This is a genomic window from Caballeronia sp. ATUFL_F2_KS9A (assembly GCF_023630765.1).
Lineage (GTDB): Bacteria > Pseudomonadota > Gammaproteobacteria > Burkholderiales > Burkholderiaceae > Caballeronia > Caballeronia zhejiangensis.
Map to the genome: position 1 here is coordinate 78331 of NZ_JALQEK010000022.1, position 20153 is coordinate 98483.

Genomic DNA, 20153 nt, shown 5'->3' on the forward strand with positions numbered 1-20153 from the left:
ATGCGCTGTTATTGATGAGAGGAAGTGGCCTTTGAGCACACTGATCGTTTTGTTACCGCCGCGCGATCCCGCGGTGCGCTCGGAAGAGTGGCATCTGCCGGATCTGCCGTTTCTGCTGCTCGACAAGCGCGGCGAGCCGCAACGCATCGGCCGCGCGGCGATCGGGCTGTTGCCGCGCGCGAGTGCGACCGTGCTGATCGTCGCTGCGCGCGACACGCTTCTGCTCGCCGCTGCCGTGCCGCCACTCAAGGGGCCGCGCTTGCGGCAGGCGCTGCCGAACGTCGTCGAGGATCAGCTGATCCAGGATCCGCAGACGTGCCACATCGCCGTCGATCCGGTCGCCCTCGCCGATGGCAAGCGCGTCGTCGGCGTGATCGATCGCGGCTGGTTCCGCTTCGTGGTCGGCGCGTTTTCGGGCGCGGGACATCGCAATCTGAAGGCCGTGCCCGCGATGCGCTGCCTGCCGGTTCCGGCCGCCGTGCCATTCGATGAAACCGGCGAAGCCGAAGAGATCGAAGCGCCGCCGCAGCCGTTTATCGCGGGGCTGCTCGGTCATGTCGTGTCGACCGCGCCCGCGCTGATCGGCGAAATGGCTGCGCCCTCGCCCGCCGCGCTCGGCGCGCCGCGCATCGAGGTGGCGATTGCGCGCGGCGAACGCGCGGCGCTCGGCGAAGGACTCGCGCTGCCCGCCGATTCGATCGAGGCAACGCTCGCCGCGCTCGCCGGCGATCAACCCGTGACGCTTTATTCGCTCGCCGATCTGCCCGGCGACGAACCGCGCCTGTCCGGTTCGCGCAATGCTGCGGCGGCCATCGCCGGCGCGCATCCGATCACGTTCGAGGCGCTCGCGCGCAACGCGCTCGCGTGCCGCTTCGACCTGTGCCAGTTCGAATTCGCCGCGCAACCGTGGCGGCTCGACCGCGCGACGATGCGGCGTCTGCGCGTGCCGATCGCGCTCGTGGCGGCGTCGGTGGTCGTGTCGATCATCGGCATCAACGTGCAATGGCTGCAGCTTGCGCGTCAGCGCGACGCGATCAGCGCGCAGGAAACCGAGCTCCTGCTCAACGCCTTCCCGAAGACGACGACCGTGCTCGATGCGCCCGACCAGATGACGCGCAATCTCGATCGTCTGCGCGTGGCATCGGGCGAGCTGTCGCCGTCGGATTTCCTGTCGCTCGCCGACGGCCTCGCGCGCTCGCTCGGTCCGGTGCCGGTAAACGGCGTCGCGGGGCTCGATTATCGCGAGCGTCGGCTGGAAGTGACCTTCAAGCCGGAGACGAAGGTCGATCCCGATCTTTCGAAGCGCCTCGCCGCGAACGGCCTGAACGGATCGATCGATACGAACACAGGCAAATGGACGATCAGGAGCGGCCAATGAAAGCGGAAATCGGACGTTCCCTGTCGGAATTCTGGGAAGCGCGCACGCCGCGCGAGAAGACCATTCTCATGTGGGGCGGCATCGCGGTCGGGCTCGCGCTCGTCTATCTCGTGCTGTGGGCGCCCGCCTATGAAGGCCGCGCGCGGCTGCGCGAATCGCTGCCGACGATGCAGCGCCAGCTCGCGACGATGACCGCGCAGGCCAACGACGCGCGCTCGCTCGCGCCCGCCGCCGAAGGCGTGATGCCGACCGGCGCCGCGTTTCGCGATGCGCTCGCGAAGTCGCTCGCCGACAACGGCATGCAGCCGACGCAGGTTCAGGTGATCGGCGCGGCGGTGCAGATTCAGTTGAAGAACGCGTCCTTTCCGAACTGGACGGCGTGGCTCGACGACGCCCGCAAGCAGTTCAAGGTGCAGGTCTCGGAGGCGCACGTTACGGCGCTGAAGCCGGATGGCCAGGTCGATCTGACGGCATCGCTGCAACCGGCCGGCACGAAATGAGTTACTGGACGCGACGAATCCGGCTCGCGTTGCCGGCGCTTTTCGTGATCGTGATTTCGGTCGCCGGCACGCTGCTCGCGATGATGCCCGCCGCGTGGATCGTGCCGCAGTTCTCGAAGGCAACGGGCGGCCATGTGAATCTGGTCGATCCGGCGGGCTCGCTGTGGAGCGGCTCGGCCACGCTGATGCTCGCCGCGGGCAGCGACGGCGCGGGCGCGACGCTCTTGCCGGGGCGCATCGAATGGACGACGGCGTTTCTGCCGCTCTTCACCGGCCGCGTTCACATGACCATGCGTCAGACCGAAGCGATGCCCGATGCCGTGATCGTCGACGCCACCACGCGCGGCGCGGTCATCACCGCCGGCCAGATCGCCGTGCCCGCGACGTTGCTCTCGGGCCTCGGCGCGCCGTTCAATACGCTCGATTTCGACGGCAGCGTGCGGCTCTCGTGGACGGAGTTCCGCCTGCTGAACCGCAATGCGTACGGGCAAGTGGTCGTCACGCTCGATGACATGGCTTCGCGCGTCTCGCGCGTGAAGCCGCTCGGTTCGTATCGCGTCGCGTTGCAGGCGCAGGGCGCGTCCGCGACCATCGATCTTTCGACGAGCAAAGGTCCGCTGATGCTCACCGGCAACGGCGCGATCTCACCGGAATCGACGTCGTTCCAAGGCACGGCGACGGCCGCGCCGGATCAGCGGGAAAACCTCGCGGGTCTGCTCAACCTGCTCGGCCGTCACACCGATCCGGACACGGTCGCCCTGACCTTCATGCGTTGATCAGCGGCTGGCGGCTTGCGCCGGACTCGACGCGGGCGCGGGCGCTTGAACCGCGCCCGTTTCGCGATCCATCTGCCCGACATCCCAGCCGCCGCCGAGCGCCTTCACCAGTCCGACCGACGACACCATCCGCTGTCCCGCGATGTTCGCGAGCTTCTGCTGCGCGGTGAATGCGGTCGTCTGCGCGGTCAGCACGCTGATGAACGCGACCGTTCCCGCCTTGTACTGATTGTTGATGATCGCGAGCGCCTGCTGCGCCGATTCCACGGCCTGCTGCTGCACGACGATTTCCTTCTCCAGAATGCGCAGCGACGCGAGATTGTCTTCGACGTCCTGGAACGCGGTCAGCACCGTCTGCCGATACGTCGCGACGTTCTGGTCGTAAGTCGCGCGCGCGGCTTCGGTGCGTGCGGAGCGCAGGCCGCCGTCGAAAATGGTCGCGGCGATGTCCGGCCCGAGCGTCCAGAAGCGCGACGGCGCGCGCAGCAATTGCGACAGCACCGAGCTTTCGAAGCCGCCTTGCGCGGAGAGCGTGAGCGTCGGGAAGTACGCGGCCATTTCGATGCCGATCTGCTCGTTCGCCGCCGCGGCCTTGCGTTCCGCCGACGCGATGTCGGGCCGGCGCTCGAGAATCGCGGATGGCATCTGCACGGGAACGGTCGGCGGCGTGGCGTCGAGCGGAATCGGCGGAATCGAAAACGTGGAAGCGGCCTCGCCGACGAGCACCGCGATCGCATGTTCGTATTGCGCGCGCGCGACGCCGTTATCGATGGCCGATGCCTGCGCCGACTGCAACTGCGTCTGCGCCTGAATCACGTCCGAACGCGCGACGATGCCCTGCGCGTACTGATTCTGCGTGAGCTTGAGCGATTGCTCGTAGGCCGCGACGGTGTCGTCGAGGAGCCTTTGCTGCGCGTCGAGCGAGCGCAACTGGAAATAGGTTTGCGCGAGCGTGGCCTGCGCGGACAGCCGCGCGTTGGCGAGATCGGCGGCGGCGCCTTCCTGGCCGGCCTTTTGCGCGGAGACCGTGCGCGACACGCTGCCCCACAGATCCGGTTCCCACGATGCGTCGAGCGCAAGGCTGAACTGGTTGGTGACGGCACCCGTCTGCCCGAGGCTGGAGCTGCTGGTCGACCGGTTGCCCGCGCCCGTTCCCGAACGCGCCGCCGAAGCCGATGCGCCGATCGTCGGGAAATACGCCGCGCGCGCCTCGCCGACGAGCGCGCGTGCCTGACGATACGCGGCCGCGTATTGCGCGATGGTCTGGTTCGATTGATTCAGGCGCGCTTCGAGATCGTCGAGGCGCTCGTCGCGATAGATGCTCCACCATGCGCCGCGATCGGCCTGGTCGGCGGGCTGGGCGACTTTCCAGCCCTCGGGCGCTTCCTTGTAGCTGGCCGGGACCGCCGTCGTCGGGCGCTGATAATCGGGCCCGACAGCACAGCCGGCGATGAACATCGCGAGCATGGCGGCGAGCGCCGTCGTGGTCAGGCGCGCGGCGGCGGAAGCGGGAAAGGCGGGGCGATACGGCATCTGCTTGTCGGAATTCCTGTCGGCGCCGCGCCGTTCGATATGACGGACGCGGCAAGCCGAAATGGTAACGGAACGCGACGGGCGCTCGTGCGGCGCGCGCGTCAGGCAGACGTTAGCGTAACGGGTTCGCCGTAAGGCGGGTGTTACGCAGCGGGTGGAATCGGTTACGACGCGTTACGGTGACGATTATCGTCCACTACCGGGACACGGCGAGCAGGGCGCCGAGAGCAACGGTCGCGCCGGCGCTTTCGCGGGCGCGGCCGCCGCCTTGCGACGCTGCCGGTTCTCGAACCATCCCATGCCCAAGACGACGAACGATCCGCCCGGCAGCAGGAACACGATCAGATACAACGCGAGTTTCCACGAACTCAGCTTCGGCGGGACGAAGTGACGGGAGGCGTCGGCGATCTTGCTGCTGATGGCGCCGAAGCGTCGGCGGGCGGTACGGACAAAGCGGGTCATCGAAAGGTCCTTCGGGCGTCGGCGAGCGACGGCGGGCGGTCAGAACATGGTCTCGGGCGGCGCATGAAGCGCGTAACTCGTTGCATAGAATAATATTGACTGTGCAACTACTTTTCAAGATACTGCTGATTGCTTTTCGCAATTGTTGCCTTTAGGAGACGCGGCGCAGTGTCACACTTTTGCATCCGCGGTTTGACCGATGTCGCATGAACGGCGAACCGCTTTACGATCCCGCGACGATCCAGCTCGAAACGAGCCTCGGCTACTACCTCGCGAAGGCGCGCAACGTGCTCGTCATGCGAACCGATCAGGCGTTGAAGCCGCTCGAACTCACGTCGCCGCAGATCGGCGTGATTCTGCTGCTCGCGTCGGGGCGGGCGCGCACGCCGCTGGAACTGTCGCGCGAGCTGTCGTACGACAGCGGCTCCATGACGCGCATGCTCGACCGGCTCGAGAAGAAGGGTTTCGTCAGCCGCGCGCGTAGCGAAGTGGACCGGCGAATCGTCGAACTCAGTCTGACGGAGCGCGGACGTGACGCGGCGGCGCGTTTGCCGGTGATCGGCGCGGCCGTGCTCAACGAGCAGTTGCACGGCTTTACCCGCGCCGAGCTGGATCTGCTGATCGCGATGCTCGCGCGCATCGTCGGCAATACGCCGATGGGCGACTGCGCGCCATGCATGCTCGACGACGACTTGCCCTGATTCATCGGAATTAACCTGCATTTCTGCGCCGATTTCACTGTCTGAGCAGAGAATGCCGCGACAAGAAATAGTTTGCGTGCGATGCGCGTTTCGAGCGCCGCGCGCCGGAGAAACCTTCGATGTCCACATCCACTGCGGGCACGCCCGCCACGCCGCCCACGCCCGTGCCGCTCACGGGCGGCATCCTCGCCCTTTTGACGATGGGCCTCGCGCTCGGCACCTTCATGGAAGTGCTCGACACGTCGATTGCGAACGTCGCCGTGCCGACCATTTCGGGCAGCCTCGGCGTCGCGACGAGCGAAGGCACGTGGGTCATTTCGTCGTACTCGGTCGCTTCGGCGATTGCGGTGCCGTTGACCGGCTGGCTCGCGCGGCGCGTCGGCGAGGTGAAGCTCTTCACGATTTCCGTGCTGCTGTTTTCGATCGCGTCGGCGCTGTGCGGGCTGGCTCACAACTTCGAATCGCTGATCGCGTTCCGGCTGCTGCAAGGCCTCGTCTCCGGCCCGATGGTCCCGCTGTCGCAAACCATCCTCATGCGCAGCTATCCGCCCGAAAAGCGCGGCCTCGCGCTCGGTCTCTGGGCGATGACCGTGATCGTCGCGCCGATCTTCGGCCCGGTGATGGGCGGCTATATCACCGACAACTACACCTGGCCGTGGATCTTCTATATCAACGTGCCGATCGGCGTGTTCTCGGCGGCGATCGCGTACTTCCTGCTGCGCGGCCACGAGACGAAGACGACGCAGCAGCGCATCGACGGTGTCGGATTGGCGCTGCTCGTGATCGGCGTCGCGAGCCTGCAGATGATGCTCGACCTCGGCAAGGACCACGACTGGTTCAACTCGAACTTCATCGTGACGCTGGCGATCGTGTCGGCGGTCTCGCTCGCGTTCATGTTCGCGTGGGAGTTGACCGAGAAGGAACCGGTGATCGACCTTTCGCTCTTTCGCGACCGCAACTTTGCGATGGGCGTGCTCATCACGTCGCTCGGCTTTCTCGCGTTCTTCGGCTCGGTCGTCGTGTTGCCGTTGTGGTTGCAGACCGTGCTCGGCTACACGCCGTGGCTCGCGGGTCTCGCCACCGCGCCGGTCGGGATTCTCGCGCTGGTGCTGTCGCCGATCATCGGGCAGAACATGCATCGGCTGAATCTGCGCGTGGTCGCGAGCTTCGCGTTCCTCACGTTCGCGTTCGTGTCGCATTGGAACTCGACCTTCACGCTCGATACGCCGTTCGACCAGATCATCTATCCGCGCTTGATTCAGGGCATCGGCGTCGCGTGCTTCTTCGTGCCGATGACGACGATCACGCTCTCCAGCGTCTCCGACGAACGGCTCGCGGGCGCCGCGGGCCTGTCGAACTTCCTGCGCACGCTGTCGGGCGCGATCGGCACGGCGGTCAGCACGACGTTCTGGGAAAACGACATGATCCGCCATCACGCGCGTCTGACCGAATCGGTCACGCCTTATTCGGCGGGCACGAACGCGTATTCGGACCTGCTGTCGGGACTCGGCTTGTCGGGACAGGCGCTGACCGCGCAACTGGATCGCGTGGTGTCGGCGCAGGCGTACATGATGTCGACCAACGACTTCTTCCGCATTTCGTTCTATGCGTTTCTCGTGCTGGCCGCGATGGTCTGGCTGACGCGGCCGAAGAAGGGCGCGTCAGCCTCGATGGGACACTGAACTACTGAGGCGTGAGCGGCGTGACCGACTGCCCCGGCTGGTTTTCCAGATTGAGCGGGACCGGCTGATCCAGCGGGCTGACCTGCACGCCGCTCGGCGCGGGTGCAGGCGGGGTCTGCGTGGCTTGCGGCGTTTCGGTCTTGCGCAGTCCGGGGCCGTTCTTGATGAACTGCTTGAAATCCGCGCCTGCCTGCCACGGATTCGGCTGGCAGCCGAGCGGATTATCGCAATGCGCGGCGAAACCGATCGTCGCGGTGCCTTCGTTGGTCGGCGTCTTGGTGATCTGATACGCGAGCGCGCGCTTGCCGCTCGACGGCCCCGCCGTCTGGATGATCGAATCGGTGACGGTCTGCAGCTTGTATTCGGAATGGTTCGTCACCCAGACCTGGGCGCGCGCCCACCACGCGTCGCATTCCGGCTTGCTCATGCAGGTGAGCGGTTGCGTGGCCTGCTCCATCGTCGTGCTGCTGACCTGGTCTTGCACGGCGCAGCCGCTAAAAAGGGCGAGCCATGCAGCCCCAAGCGCGGCGGCGGCGAAGTACTTCTTCTTCATTACTCCCCCGATCGTCGAAAAGTCGGCCATATTTTGACCCCTCAAATCGGATGATGTGATGACGCGTTTCCCTCTGTTGCATAAGCCGGAAACAATTGCCGCCGCGTGCTGACACCGCAGCGGAAAAATCGCCTCACGCGTTCGCGGGGTTCAGCTTGTAGACCTGATACGCCGCAACGAAGGCGTCGAACGTTTCGGTGTCGCTGCTTTCGACGACCGCCTGTTCCACAAGCGATTTTGCCGCAAGCTCGTTCATCACGCGCTCTTCTGCGACGGAAAGCGGACGCGCACGAAAATTTTCCGCGTGACGCGCGCTGAGATCGAGCGCGAACTCGTCGAAGGTTTGCTGCTTGTCGCGCATCGTTTGCAGCACGCGCGCGGACGGCGTGAGCGACGCATCGGCGATGCGCGGCCGCAGCGCTTCCAGCGCGCGCGTGTGATCGCCGTTGCCGTTTAGCGTGTCGAGCGTCTTCGCGACCGGTTCGATTGCATCGAAGAGTTCTTCGGCCCATTGCTGCATCGGCACGCTTGCGCCGTCGCGTTGCAGCGCGAGACCCGGCTTGCGCCCTTCCTTCGACACCGTCATGAAATTCGCGTTGGCTTCGATGCTCGCGCCGGGCGGCAACAGCGGGCTGTCTTCCAGTGCGCAATAGAGCAGATACGCATCGAGAAAGCGCGCGGTTTCGAGCGAGATGCCCGTCGGCACGAACGGATCGATGTCGAGGCAGCGCACTTCGATGTACTGCACGCCGCGCTCGGCCAGCGCATGCAGCGGACGTTCGCCCGAATGCGTGACGCGCTTCGGGCGGATCGTCGAGTAGAACTCGTTTTCGATCTGCAGCACGTTCGTGTTGATCTGCACCCATTCGCCGTCGCGCTGCGTGCCGATGGCTTCATACGGCGCATACGGCTGGCTCACGGCTTTGGCGAGCACGTCGAGATACGCGTCGAGATTGTCGTAGCTCGGCAGCAGATCGGCCTGCGCGGGATTGTTGGTGTATCCGAGATCGCTCATGCGAAGGCTGGTCGCGTGCGGCAGATAGAACGTGTCGGCATCGAACGTTTCCAGATGATGCTTCTTGCCGGCGACGAAGCGCTTGTTCAGCGCCGGCGACGCGCCGAACAGATACATCAGGAGCCAACTCGTGCGGCGGAAGTTGCGGATCAGCGCGAAGTAGCGCTCGGACTGAAAGTCTTTCGCGGACAGCGTGCTCGTCGCATCGAGCGCCTGCCAGGCGCGCCATACGTTTTCATCGAGCGAATAGTTGTAGTGGATGCCCGCGATGCATTGCATCGTGCGGCCGTAGCGCAGCGCGAGGCCGCGCCGGTACACCGTCTTCAACATGCCGATGTTCGACGTGCCGTAATAGCCGAACGGAATCTCGTCCTCGGGCGGCAGCGAGTTAGGCATCGAATTGTTCCACAGCAACTCGTCGCCCATGTGCGCGTACGCGAAGCGATGCAGCGCGTCGAGGCGATCGAGCGTGATCGCCACATCCGATTCGGCGGGCGTGATGAGCTCGACGAGCGCCTCGGAGTAATCGGTCGTGATGAGCGGATGCGTCAGCGCGGAGCCGAACGAGCGCGGATGCGGCGTCATCGCCAGCTTGCCCTGCGGCGTCACGCGCAAGCTTTCTTTTTCGATGCCGCGCAAGCCTTGGCGCAACGCGTCGGCATGCGGACCGGACGCGAGCGCGGCAAGCCTGCGCTCGAAAGCGCCGGCCTTGGTGTGAGCGGGATTCTTGTTTGCCATTGAAGCGTTCTGCGAGGAGCGCGAGCGCGTGTGCGCGCGGTCGTATTTTTAGGGTAGCGGGCACTTTAACATCTCGGTGTAAGGCGTGCTTGGGCCCATATCAGGCAAGGGATTGCGGGTTTTTCGGGAGATTCGCGGGAGATGCGCGGGAGATCCGCGGAATACGCGGCGGTGCGCTTTGGAGCCGCTTGGAGCGGCTCGCGAGGACATCGAAGCGCTCGCGCGTCATGTCGACGGCGAGCGCGCCTGCTTCATGCAACCTTGTTGGTTTCGTTGCGCGCGCGTTCGGTTTCGAGCAGCGTTTCCTTGCGCGGCGTGCCCCAGCGATAGCCGGCGATCGCGCCATCCTTGCCGATGACGCGATGACACGGAATCGCGAGCGCCACCGGATTCGACGCGCACGCATTCGCCACCGCCCGCACCGCGCGCGGCGCGCCGAGCGATTCGGCGATCTCGGTGTAACTGCGCGTCTGCCCATACGGGATGCGCCGCAACGCGTCCCATACGCGCCGTTGAAATGCGGTCGCGCCGATGTCGAGCGGCAAATCGAAGCGCTCGCGCGTGCCTTGCAGATACGCGCGAATCTGCGCGATGAACGGCTCCAGTTTCGCGGCATCCTCGACGCGTTCGGCCTGCGCGAAATCGGCGGCGAGCTGATCGACGAGCGTGGGCGCGTCGTCGCCGAATGCGATCTTGCAGACGCCCTTGTCGGTCGCGGCGATGAGCACGGCACCCAGCGGCGTCGCGGCGGTCGCGTAACGCACGGTCAGCCCAGCGCCCTGACGCTTATACGCGGACGGCGTCATGCCGAGTTCCGCGGGCACGGCCTCGTACATGCGCGACGGCGAGCCGAAACCGGCGTCGTGCGTCGCGCGCGTGACGTCGCGGCCGCGCTGCAACGCATCGCGCAGCACGCCGGCACGCTGCGCCGCCTGATACTGACGCGGCGAAATGCCGACGATTCGCGAAAACAGGCGCTGCAGGTGAAACGGGCTGACATGTACGGCGTCGCTCAATTGCGCGAGCGTCATGCGTTGCTGCGGATCGGCGTCGAGCACCTTGCATGCGCGCTCGACGATCGCGAGTTCGCGCGGCAGGCTCGTCGGCTGGCAGCGCTTGCACGCGCGGTATCCGGCTTGTTCGGCGGAGTCGGTCGTCGGAAAAAATTCGACGTTCTCGCGACGCGGCGCACGCGACGCGCACGACGGTCGGCAAAACACGCCGGTCGTGCGAACGGCGAAGAAGAAGGCACCGTCGGCGCGCTCGTCGCGATCGACGACGGCTTGCCAGCGGCTTTCATCGGAGGAAAAAACAGGGTTCGTGACGGTTTTCATGACGACCTCGATGGCTCTTGGGTACGTGACCACTGTAGAGCCGCCCAACTGAGGTTACGCGCCGATTCTTGCTCTGTCATCGGTCCGCGAAATCCGAAAAGTGACGCTCAGATACCACAAAGGGACGCCATAGGGGTTTTTACCGAAATTTCTATTGCGTCGCATCAAGTGGCTGTGTATGATTGGAACTGTCTCCTCCATGTCTCCTCCTGATATGGATTCAGCCCGCCCACTAAGGCGGGCTTTTTTTCGTCCGTGGTTTTTGCGTGTTCGAAACATCAGCGCGAAAAAAACCGGGCGCGTGGCCCGGTTTCTCGTAGACGATTACGCCGCCGTTACAGCACGTAGCGCGACAAATCCTCGTCTTGCGCCACATCGCCGAGCGCTCGTTCCACATACGGCGCGTCGATTCGCACAGGCTTGCCGGCATGATTGCCCGCCGCGAACGACACTTCTTCGAGCAGCTTCTCGATCACCGTATAAAGCCGCCGCGCGCCGATATTCTCGGTCTTCTCATTCACCGAAAACGCGATTTCCGCGAGACGCCGGATGCCGTCTTCCGCAAAGTCGAGCTCGACGCCTTCGGTCGCCAGCAGCGCCTTGTACTGCTTGACGAGACTCGCATCAGTCGAATTCAGGATCGATTCGAAATCGCCGACGGACAGCGAATCCAGCTCGACGCGAATCGGAAAGCGCCCCTGCAGTTCGGGAATCAGATCGCTCGGTTTGGCGAGATGAAACGCGCCGCTCGCGATGAACAGGATGTGATCGGTCTTGATCATCCCGTACTTCGTGTTGATGGTCGTGCCTTCGACGAGCGGCAGCAGGTCGCGCTGCACGCCCGCGCGCGAGACTTCGGCGCCGCCCGTCTCGCTGCGCGACGCGATCTTGTCGATCTCATCGAGAAACACGATGCCGTTCTGCTCGACGTTCTGCACCGCCTTGCTCTTGACCTCTTCGTCGTTGAGCATCTTGCTGGCTTCTTCGTCGGTCAGCAGCTTGAGCGCTTCCTTGACCTTCACCTTGCGGCGCGTCTTCTTGCCGCCGCCGATGTTCGCGAACATCGAGCGAATCTGTTCGGTCATGTCTTCCATGCCCGGCGGCCCCATGATGTCCATGCCGACTTGCGGCATTTCCACATCGAGCTCGATTTCCTTGTCGTCGAGCGCGCCTTCGCGCAGGCGCTTGCGGAAGGTCTGACGCGTGGCGTTGTCGCCGCCTTCGCTGCCCGACGACTCCATCGCGTTCGTGGCGCCGAATCCGACCGGCCGCGCCGTCGGCAGAAGAATGTCGAGGATGCGGTCTTCCGCGCGATCTTCGGCCTTCGTGCGGACTTTCTTCATCTCGGATTCGCGCGTCTGCTTCACGGAAATCTCGATCAGATCGCGCACGATGCTGTCCACGTCGCGGCCCACGTAGCCCACTTCGGTGAACTTGGTCGCTTCGATCTTGATGAACGGCGCGTCCGCGAGCTTGGCGAGACGCCGCGCGATTTCGGTTTTGCCGACGCCCGTCGGCCCGATCATCAGAATGTTCTTCGGCGTGATCTCCTGACGCAGCGGCTCGGCGACCTGCTGACGGCGCCAGCGGTTGCGCAGCGCGACGGCAACTGCCTTCTTCGCGCGCCCCTGGCCGATGATGTGCTTGTCGAGTTCGGAGACGATTTCGGAGGGAGTCATGGTGGTCATCGCAAAAGTCCTTTATTCGATCGTCTCGATGACGCGATTGTGGTTGGTGTAGATGCACATGTCGCCGGCGATGGTCAGCGCCTTCTCGACGATGTCGCGCGGCGAGAGATCGGTGTTCTCAATGAGCGCCTGCGCCGCAGCCTGCGCATAGGCGCCGCCCGAGCCGATCGCCGCGATGCCGTGCTCCGGATCGAGCACGTCGCCGTTGCCGGTGATGACGAGCGTGTTGTCCTTGTCGGCGGTGATCAGCATGGCTTCGAGGCGTCGCAGCATGCGATCGGTGCGCCAGTCTTTCGCCAGTTCGACGGCGGCGCGCGTCAGATTGCCCTGATGCTTCTCGAGTTTGGCTTCGAAGCGGTCGAGCAGCGAGAACGCGTCGGCCGTGCCGCCGGCGAAGCCGACCAGCACCTTGCCGCCATAGATGCGGCGCACCTTCTTCGCGCCCCCTTTCATGACGATATTGCCGAGCGTCACCTGACCATCGCCGCCCAGCGCGACCTTGCCGTCGCGGCGCACGGAGACGATGGTCGTGCCGTGAAATTGTTCCATGTGCGTTCCTTGGATAAACAGACGATGCGTGGCGATGAAAGTCCGCCGCGCAGTCGAGAATTCGATGGAGTGCACGGCGCGGGGTTCCGTCGGGCGTGAGGCCCGAGGCGGACGGCGCCGCGCTCGCGCTTGCCGCGATGAAGCTTTTGCGGCGCGCGTCGGATTCATTTTAGGGCGACGCCGGATTTATCAAGGCGTACGGTATCGGCGCTCGCCGTTTTTACCGGGCACAAAGCAAAAAAGGCATCCCTTCGTTGGATGCCTTTTTGCCGATGCGACTGCTTCTGCACAACTTTTTTGCGGCGGCGTCTTCCCCGTTGCGGGCGGTCCCGCGACGCTCGCCTGCCGACAGCGATTTCAGTCGCCGAACAGCTTCTGACGCAGTTCGCGGCGTTCCTGCGCTTCGAGCGACAGCGTGGCGGTCGGACGCGCGAGCAGGCGCGGAATGCCGATCGGCTCGCCGGTCTCTTCGCACCAGCCGTAATCGCCGGACTCGATGCGCGCGAGCGACTGCTGCACCTTCTTCAGAAGCTTGCGTTCGCGATCGCGCGTGCGCAGTTCCAGTGCATGTTCTTCCTCGATGGTCGCGCGGTCCGCCGGGTCCGGCACGATCACCGTTTCCCGCAGGTTCTCGGTCGTCTGGCCGGCATTCTTCAGAATGTCCGCTTGCAACTGTTCGAGCCGGTTCTTGAAGAAGGCGAGTTGATCCTCGTTCATGTAGTCCTTCTCGCTCATCTTCAGGATTTCGGCTTCGGTCAAGAGTTTCGTTGTCATCAGCTTGCTTCTTCAATGTAGGGCGATGTCTTCGCAACGCCCGCACTTGCGTTACCCGCATTCAGCGCATCCGTACGCTAGGGGCTACGCGACACGTCGATGCGGGGCCGAACTCCTCTGGAAACCGATATTGGATGATGCTCCGGAAGACCGGGCGCATTCGCATGGCCCCGGATTTCCGGCCCCGGTGCTTTGACTTGATTTGCCTTCCCCCGGCAAATCGAGGCATCGTCCCGACGGGACATCCCTTCTCCCAAGATCCGCTGGCCGAGCGCCTCGAAGACGCGCATTCAGCGGAACTGCCCTTCTCCAGTGGGGCTGTATTGTAACTGAACCGCAAATTCCAACTAAACCTACGGAAAACCCTGTCGATTTGCGCCGGAATTTCAAAAATATAACGCCTGAACGCGCAAAAAGCGATGACGCTTGGTGGGCGCGACTACATACGCGCACCGAAAGTCGGACATGAAAAACGCCGCGCGCGAGCCCTTCGCGGCGGCGTTCTGTGTCAGTGCCCGTTTTGTCGCCCCGCGTGATTCGCGGCAATCCAAGCGAGATGCATGCCGGATTACTTCACCAGGCAGGCGTCGAGGCCGTCGGTGATCAGATCCTTCGGCAGTTCGATGCCGATGAACACCATCTTGCTGTTCTTCTTCTCGATCGGCATCCACTTGCCGGCGAGATCGCTGCCCATCATCTGATGCACGCCCTGGAACACGACCTTGCGATCGACGCCCTTCATATAGAGCACGCCCTTGTAGCGCAACAGGCGCTCGCCATAAATCTGCAGAATGCCGCCGAGGAAGTCTTCGAGGCGGTTCGGATCGAACGGCTTGTCGCTGCGATACACGAACGACTTGATCTTGTCGTCGTGATGCGCGTGATGATGATGGTGATGCCCGTGCTCGTGATCGTGGCTGTGGTCGTGACCGCAGGTCGAATGATCGTGATCGTGATCATGGTCACGCGCGTGGTCATGATCGTGATCGTCTTCCGCGAGGAAATCCGGATCGATCTCGAGCTTCGAGTTCAGATTGAAGCCGCGCAGATCGAAAATTTCCTTGATGTCTGCGTCGCCGAAATTCACGACCTTGATCGCCGCGCGCGGGTTCATGTGCAGCAGGCGATGCTTCAGCGCTTCGAGTTCGTCGGCGGAAACGAGATCGGATTTCGTGATGAACAGGCGATCCGCGAAGCCGACCTGACGCTGCACCACTTCGTGCTGGTCGAGCTGCGCATTCGCGTGCTTCGCGTCGACGAGCGTGATGATCGCGTCGAGCAGGAATTCGTCGGCGACGGTGTTGTCCATGAAGAACGTCTGCGCGACCGGACCCGGATTCGCGAGGCCGGTGGTTTCGATCACGACGCGGTCGAAATCGAGCGTGCCCGCCTTCTTGCGGTTCGCGAGGTCTTCGAGCGCGCGCGCGAGGTCGCCGCGGATCGTGCAGCAGATGCAGCCGTTGCTCATCTGGATGATCTGCTCGTTCGTCTCCTGCACGAGGATCTCGTTGTCGATGTTCTCTTCGCCGAACTCGTTCTCGATCACGGCGATCTTCATGCCGTGCTTCTCGTTCAGGATGCGCTTGAGCAGCGTGGTTTTGCCGCTGCCCAAAAAGCCGGTCAGGATGGTTACGGGAATCATGGTGTCGCCTTTTAAGTTCGGGGAACGCGCGGAATCGAATATTGGAACATATTTGCGGAGCCGACGCTTCGTGCGCCCTTCGCTCGCGAATCGCCCTTAACTGAGGCCGATCACGCGATTTGCAACAGCAGCCCTTTCAGATACTCGCCTTCCGGAAACGCCGTCAGCAACGGATGATCCACGCCCGCGCCGAGCCGCTTGAGGATGCGCGCATCGGCGCGTGCGTCGGCCGCCGCGCTCGCGACGATCTTCTGGAACAAGTCGGCATCGATCGCGCCGGAACATGAGTACGTGAAAAGCAGGCCGCCTGGACGCAGCAACTTGAAGCCGCTCAGATTGATGTCCTTGTACGCGCGCGCGGCGCGATCGACGGTTTCCTTCGACGGCGCGAACTTCGGCGGATCGAGCACGATCAGGTCGAAGCGCCGGCCTTCGTCGTAGAGACGGCGCAGCGTCTTGAACGCATCGGCGTCGAGCCATTCGGCTTTCTCCGCGTCGAAGCCGTTGGCCTTCACGTTCTCCCGCGCGAGCGCGAGCGCTTCGCCCGATGAATCGACGGAGACCACGCGCGTCGCCCCGCCTTTCAGCGCGGCCAGCGAGAATCCGCCCGTGTAGCAGAAGCAGTTGAGCACTTCGCGGCCTTGCGCGTTCTGCGCAACGAGCACGCGGTTGTCGCGCTGATCGACGTAAAAGCCCGTCTTGTGGCCGTTGCGCACGTCGACGTGATAGCGCACGCCGCATTCGTTCGCGATGAGCGTCGCCGGAGGCGCGTCGCCGGCGAGCACGCCGGTCGTCTGTTCGAGACCTTCCTTCTGGCGGATCGACACGTCCGAGCGCTCGTAGACGTTCGCGCAACCGGTCGCATCGACGAGCGCCTGCACGATCGCGGCTTTCCATGACTCGACGCCCGTCGCCATGAACTGGCAGACGAGCTGTGCGTGATCGCCGGTATCCGCGACGTAGTAATCGACGATCAGGCCCGGCAAGCCGTCCGCTTCGCCGAATATGAGGCGCGTCGCGCCGGTGTCCTTGACCATCGTGCGCCGATGCGCGACCGCGCGCTGCACGCGGCGCTTGAAGAACGCGTGATCGATGGGCTCGCTTTCATCGAACGTCCAGACGCGCGCGCGAATCTGCGATTGCGGGCTGTACGACGCGCGCGCGAGAAAGCGTCCGTCGGCCGCGCGAATGACGACCGTCGCGCCCGGCGCGGGATTGCCGTCGATGCGCGCGATGGCGTTCGCATAAATCCACGGATGGCGGCGGACGAGCGACTTGTCCTTCGCCGGTTTGAGCGTGATGGTGTCCATTGCAAGCCGAGGCGGCGCGCAGGGCGCTCGCGGAGTTAATCGCGCTTCTTCGCGCGCGGGTGCGCCGCATCGTAGACGCGGGCGAGGTGCTGAAAATCGAGCGATGTATAAATCTGCGTGGCCGTGATGCTTGCATGGCCGAGCAGTTCCTGCACCGCGCGCAGGTCGCCGCTCGATTGCAGGACGTGCGTGGCGAACGAATGCCGCAGCACGTGCGGATGCACATTCGACGGAATGCCCGCGAGCAGCGCGAGCCGCTTCACGCGTTCGCGCACCACGCCGGGCGACATGCGGTTGCCGCGCACCGAGAGAAAGAGCGCGTGCGGTTCGAGCTTGACGAACTCGTCGCGCACGGCGAGCCAGGCGCGCAGCGCTTCGACCGCCTTGCTGCCGACCGGCACTTTGCGCATCCGCTTACCTTTGCCGAGCACCGTGACTTCGGCGCCTTCCAGATCGATCCAGCCTTCGGACCGGTGTTCGGCAGTGTCGACGTGGCGAACGTCCAGCCCGACCAGTTCCGCGAGCCGCAGACCCGACGAGTAGAACAGTTCGAGTATCGCGTGATCGCGCAGCGCTTCGGTCGTATCGGCTTGCGGCGCGTCCATCAGCCTCGCGGCGTCATCGACGGAAAGCGCCTTCGGCAGCGTCTTTTCGCGCTTGGGCGCGCGCACCGTCGCGACCGGATTCGCGGGCATCTCGACGCGCTCGGCGAGCCATCGATAGAACGCGCGCCATGCCGACAGCCGATGCGCGATCGAACGCGACGATAATCCGCTCGCGTGCGCGCGCACGACCGCGCCGCGAATATCGGCGGATGTGAGCGATTCCAGTGGACGATCCTTGGCGAGCGCGCGCAGCTCGCTCAACTCGTGCGTATAGCCGCGCAGCGTGTGCTCGGAAAGATGCCGCTGATGCTCGAGCATCGCGAGATAGTCGGCGATCACGTCGGCGGTGGCGTTCATCGTCAATGCGGCAGCAGGCGGGAAAGCGCGGCGCTCGCGAGCGCGCCGATCTGCGTGAGGAAATCCGTCGCCATGCCGTCGTGGAAGCGGCGCGGATCAGGCGAGCCCATGACGAGCAGGCCGAAGCTCGGCGCATCCGGGCCGGCTTGCGGATCGCGCAGCGCGATGAGCGACACGGATTCGATCTTGCGGTCGATGTCGGACGGGCCGTCGCTCGGCGCGACCGTCGCCGATGCCGAGTTCGCCGCGCCCAGCCACTGCGCGGCGGCGAAGCCGGTATTCACGCCGCAGTACGGCGCGGCGAGACCGGTCGTGAAAAGGCGTACTTCCTCGCCGACCTGACGGGCGAAATCGGCTTGGCGATACGCTTCGTCGATATCCCACACGCGCAGCGCGGCGTGCGGCACGTCGAAGATTTCGCACAGCCCCTTGCTGATGGTCGCGGGCAGCGCGTACGGATCGCGCTGCGAGATTACGCGCACGGTCCAGCGATTGAACTTGGTCGAGATGCTGTCGTTTTCGTGGCCGTAGCGCAGCAATTCGGCGAGACGCCGTTCGAGCTGCTTGTTCTTGTCGCGCAGCATTTCCATCTGGCGTTCCTGCAGCGACACGGCCGCTTTGCCGTGCGGATTCGAAAGCCGGATGGTGCCGAGCAGTTCCGCGTGCTCGACGAAGAAATCAGGGTTGTCGAGCAGATAGTCGGCGACTTCGCGTGGATTCATGGTGACGTGTATGCGTTAAACGATGCGATCGAGCTCGATCTCGCCTTCGAAGACCGTTGCGGCGGGCCCGGCCATGAAGAGCGCGGCGGTTTCGTTCTTCGCGCCGTCCCAGCTGATCGTGAGCGTGCCGCCGTGCGTCTCGACGCGAACGGGCGAATCGAGCCGGCCGCGGCGAATGCCGGCCGCCACCGCCGCGCACGCGCCCGTGCCGCACGCGAGCGTTTCGCCCGCGCCGCGCTCGTAGACGCGCAGTTTCACCGAATGCCGATCGACGATCTCCATGAAGCCCGCATTGACGCGCTTTGGAAAGCGCGCGTGACGTTCGACGAGCGGACCTTCGGTCAGAACGGGATACGCCTCGACGTCATCGACGATCTGGACCGCGTGCGGATTGCCCATCGACACGACGGAAATCCAGCGCCGGTCGTTGATCGAGCCGTTCACGTCGAGCGGCCAGAGCGTGTCGTTGCCTTCCTTCCGGCCTTCGAGACCTTGCGCGTCGAACGGCACTTTCGGCGGATCGAACACCGGCGTGCTCATATCGACGACGACTTCGCCGTTCTCCTGCATCGTCAGCGTGATGACGCCGTTTTGCACCTGCACGCGCACCGTCGATGCATCCGTCAGACGCCGGTCGCGGACGAACTTCACGAAGCAGCGCGCGCCGTTGCCGCAATGCTCGACTTCACCGCCATCGCAATTGAAGATGCGGTACTTGAAGTCGACGCCTTCGATCGTCGGCTTTTCCACGAGCAGCAACTGATCCGCGCCGACGCCGAAATGACGGTTCGCGAGCGCGCGCACCTGTTCGGCGGACAGATCGAGCGCCTGCGTGTAGCCGTCGAGCACGACGAAGTCATTGCCCGCGCCCTGCATTTTTGTGAATTTCAGTTTCATGGCCGCTATTGTATGTGAGCCGCGATGCCGCGTTTCGCGCGATTCAGGCGTCAATAAAAGCTCGGGTCGCCCGGCGGGCGCGTCTTGAAGCGCTTGTGAACCCAATAATATTGCTCGGGCATGCGCGGAATCTGCTCTTCCAGAAACGCGTTCATGCGGCGCGCGTCGGCCTCGTCGTCGCCGCTCGGATAATTTTCCCAAGGTTTGAAGACTTTCAGCCGATAACCCTTGTAGTTCGGCAAAACTTCTCCGATGAAGGGCACGACCTGCGCCTTGCCCGTCTTCGCGAGCCGGCCGACGGCGGTCAGCGTGCACGTCGGGATGCCGAAGAACGGGACGAACGTGGAGTTGCGCATGCCGTAGTCCATGTCCGCGCCGAGCATCACGGGTTTGCGATCGCGCAGCCAGCGCAGCACGATGCGCGCGCTGTCGGCGCGGCTCGCCATGTCGGCGCCGAAACGGGCGCGCTGTCTCTTCGCCAGTTCCTCGATCTGCGGATTCGAAAACGGCTGATACAGCGAACCGCAGCGCCGATGCAGCGAGTAGTTGAGAAAGATCGAGCCCGCCTCGATGCCGACGAAATGCAGTCCGAGAAAGAGCGTGGGCGGAAGATCGGGATCGGTGAGATCGATGGCGCTATCGACTTCGATCAGCTTTTCGAGCTTCTTCGCGGAGCCGAACCATTGCACGCTGCGCTCGACGTAACTGCGGATCGCGTGCCGAAAGTGCTTCTGCGCGATGTCCTCGCGTTTTTCGTCGGACCACTCGGGGAAGCACAGCTTCAGATTCGTATGGACGATGCGCTTGCGACGGCTCGGAATCTGATAGAGCAGCCAGCCGAGGCCGTCGCCGAAACGCGCGGTGATGCCGTATGGAATCACCGCGAGGAATTTGAGAAAACCGATGGCGAGCGCCACGCCGATACGACCTAGCATGA

At 64.1% G+C, this 20153-nt stretch carries 19 protein-coding genes; 5 read left to right on the forward strand and 14 right to left on the reverse strand.

From position 1 onward, the window contains the following. Nucleotides 1–31: 31 nt before the first annotated feature. The 3 genes from gspL to NCS67_RS13100 are packed head-to-tail and all read left to right on the forward strand — an operon-like array spanning nucleotide 32 to nucleotide 2654. Nucleotides 32–1378 carry a type II secretion system protein GspL gene (gene gspL / locus NCS67_RS13090; protein WP_008352385.1) on the forward strand — a complete coding sequence of 449 codons (1347 nt, stop codon included), beginning with the start codon at nucleotides 32–34 and terminating at the stop codon, nucleotides 1376–1378. Further along, nucleotides 1375–1878: a type II secretion system protein M gene (locus NCS67_RS13095; protein ID WP_250435369.1), complete on the forward strand. Its 504-nt coding sequence runs from the start codon at nucleotides 1375–1377 to the stop codon at nucleotides 1876–1878. Before gspL ends, NCS67_RS13095 begins: the two co-directional genes overlap by 4 nt. After that, on the forward strand, nucleotides 1875–2654 hold the full coding sequence (locus NCS67_RS13100) for a type II secretion system protein N (protein ID WP_008352383.1): 780 nt from the start codon (nucleotides 1875–1877) through the stop codon (nucleotides 2652–2654). Before NCS67_RS13095 ends, NCS67_RS13100 begins: the two co-directional genes overlap by 4 nt. On the opposite strand, the gene NCS67_RS13105 is transcribed toward NCS67_RS13100, so the two are convergent. After that, nucleotides 2655–4187, reverse strand: coding sequence for an efflux transporter outer membrane subunit (locus NCS67_RS13105; RefSeq protein WP_250435371.1), 1533 nt, complete (start codon nucleotides 4185–4187; stop codon nucleotides 2655–2657). 186 nt (nucleotides 4188–4373) lie between these two features. Next, the gene (locus NCS67_RS13110; protein ID WP_250435372.1) at nucleotides 4374–4649 is read right to left on the reverse strand and encodes a hypothetical protein; all 276 of its coding nucleotides are present in this window, start codon (nucleotides 4647–4649) and stop codon (nucleotides 4374–4376) included. Between the two features lie 206 nt (nucleotides 4650–4855). Between NCS67_RS13110 and NCS67_RS13115 the strand changes: the two genes are divergently transcribed. Then, nucleotides 4856–5350, forward strand: a complete 495-nt coding sequence (locus tag NCS67_RS13115) for a MarR family winged helix-turn-helix transcriptional regulator (RefSeq protein ID WP_008352379.1) — start codon at nucleotides 4856–4858, stop codon at nucleotides 5348–5350. 119 nt (nucleotides 5351–5469) lie between these two features. After that, on the forward strand, nucleotides 5470–7032 hold the full coding sequence (locus NCS67_RS13120; RefSeq protein WP_033536461.1) for a DHA2 family efflux MFS transporter permease subunit: 1563 nt from the start codon (nucleotides 5470–5472) through the stop codon (nucleotides 7030–7032). A gap of 1 nt (nucleotide 7033) precedes the next feature. On the opposite strand, the gene NCS67_RS13125 is transcribed toward NCS67_RS13120, so the two are convergent. From NCS67_RS13125 to NCS67_RS13180, 12 genes are all read right to left on the reverse strand, one after another. Then, a complete protein-coding gene (locus NCS67_RS13125) occupies nucleotides 7034–7585 on the reverse strand; it encodes a hypothetical protein (RefSeq protein ID WP_008352375.1) in 552 nt (183 codons plus the stop codon). Between the two features lie 133 nt (nucleotides 7586–7718). Continuing rightward, entirely contained in the window at nucleotides 7719–9338 is a 1620-nt protein-coding gene (gshA, locus tag NCS67_RS13130; RefSeq protein ID WP_008352373.1) for a glutamate--cysteine ligase, read from the reverse strand. A 251-nt stretch (nucleotides 9339–9589) separates the two neighbouring features. Further along, a complete protein-coding gene (ada, locus tag NCS67_RS13135; protein ID WP_008352371.1) occupies nucleotides 9590–10672 on the reverse strand; it encodes a bifunctional DNA-binding transcriptional regulator/O6-methylguanine-DNA methyltransferase Ada in 1083 nt (360 codons plus the stop codon). 335 nt (nucleotides 10673–11007) lie between these two features. Beyond that, on the reverse strand, nucleotides 11008–12360 hold the full coding sequence (gene hslU, locus NCS67_RS13140) for an ATP-dependent protease ATPase subunit HslU (protein ID WP_250435373.1): 1353 nt from the start codon (nucleotides 12358–12360) through the stop codon (nucleotides 11008–11010). A gap of 12 nt (nucleotides 12361–12372) precedes the next feature. Then, nucleotides 12373–12909, reverse strand: coding sequence for an ATP-dependent protease subunit HslV (gene hslV / locus NCS67_RS13145; protein ID WP_008352368.1), 537 nt, complete (start codon nucleotides 12907–12909; stop codon nucleotides 12373–12375). Between the two features lie 357 nt (nucleotides 12910–13266). Then, on the reverse strand, nucleotides 13267–13683 hold the full coding sequence (dksA, locus tag NCS67_RS13150; RefSeq protein ID WP_008352366.1) for an RNA polymerase-binding protein DksA: 417 nt from the start codon (nucleotides 13681–13683) through the stop codon (nucleotides 13267–13269). A 568-nt stretch (nucleotides 13684–14251) separates the two neighbouring features. Next, a complete protein-coding gene (locus NCS67_RS13155; RefSeq protein WP_250435374.1) occupies nucleotides 14252–15325 on the reverse strand; it encodes a CobW family GTP-binding protein in 1074 nt (357 codons plus the stop codon). A 110-nt stretch (nucleotides 15326–15435) separates the two neighbouring features. Beyond that, on the reverse strand, nucleotides 15436–16635 hold the full coding sequence (locus NCS67_RS13160) for a class I SAM-dependent rRNA methyltransferase (protein WP_008352362.1): 1200 nt from the start codon (nucleotides 16633–16635) through the stop codon (nucleotides 15436–15438). A 35-nt stretch (nucleotides 16636–16670) separates the two neighbouring features. Further along, entirely contained in the window at nucleotides 16671–17597 is a 927-nt protein-coding gene (gene xerC, locus NCS67_RS13165; protein ID WP_250435375.1) for a tyrosine recombinase XerC, read from the reverse strand. Nucleotides 17598–17599: 2 nt separating this feature from the next. Then, complete coding sequence (locus NCS67_RS13170; protein WP_008352358.1) at nucleotides 17600–18319, reverse strand: DUF484 family protein; 720 nt, start codon at nucleotides 18317–18319, stop codon at nucleotides 17600–17602. Between the two features lie 15 nt (nucleotides 18320–18334). Then, nucleotides 18335–19216, reverse strand: coding sequence for a diaminopimelate epimerase (gene dapF, locus NCS67_RS13175; RefSeq protein ID WP_008352356.1), 882 nt, complete (start codon nucleotides 19214–19216; stop codon nucleotides 18335–18337). A gap of 50 nt (nucleotides 19217–19266) precedes the next feature. Beyond that, complete coding sequence (locus NCS67_RS13180) at nucleotides 19267–20151, reverse strand: lipid A biosynthesis lauroyl acyltransferase (RefSeq protein ID WP_008352354.1); 885 nt, start codon at nucleotides 20149–20151, stop codon at nucleotides 19267–19269. Nucleotides 20152–20153: the final 2 nt, after the last annotated feature.